This window comes from Thauera terpenica 58Eu (assembly GCF_000443165.1).
In the GTDB taxonomy this organism is placed as follows: Bacteria; Pseudomonadota; Gammaproteobacteria; order Burkholderiales; family Rhodocyclaceae; genus Thauera; species Thauera terpenica.
The window spans coordinates 1-307 of record NZ_ATJV01000022.1 but is presented as its reverse complement, the minus strand read 5'-3'; the positions used below and the strand labels follow the sequence as shown (position 1 = coordinate 307).

The window sequence follows — 307 nt, the reverse complement described above, 5'->3', positions numbered from 1 at the left end:
GGCGTTGGTGCACTATTAACAAACGCTTATATAACAATGGCCTAGATTCTGAGATTTTGGCATGATTCGCCCCTTTCCCCCGTCCGCTTCATGCAGTAGGCGCAATTTGCCCAGCCCGGACCGATCGCGGCATGCCCAAGTAGGTGAAGCCGTTAAGGATGACCACCCGGACATGAGCCTCGGCCACCTGACGCTCGAAGGTTCTCGAGAACAGCCGGTCACCCAGTTGCTTGAGGCGAAACATCATGTTCTCGGCAAGGCTGCGCCGATGGTAGCCACTGTCTTCTTTCCAGCCGTCACGGCCACG

General features: G+C 56.7%; 1 pseudogene. It reads right to left on the bottom strand.

The features are described 5' to 3' along the window. Positions 1-88: 88 nt before the first annotated feature. Positions 89-307: pseudogene (locus M622_RS23405) on the bottom strand (IS5/IS1182 family transposase); the annotation flags it as partial.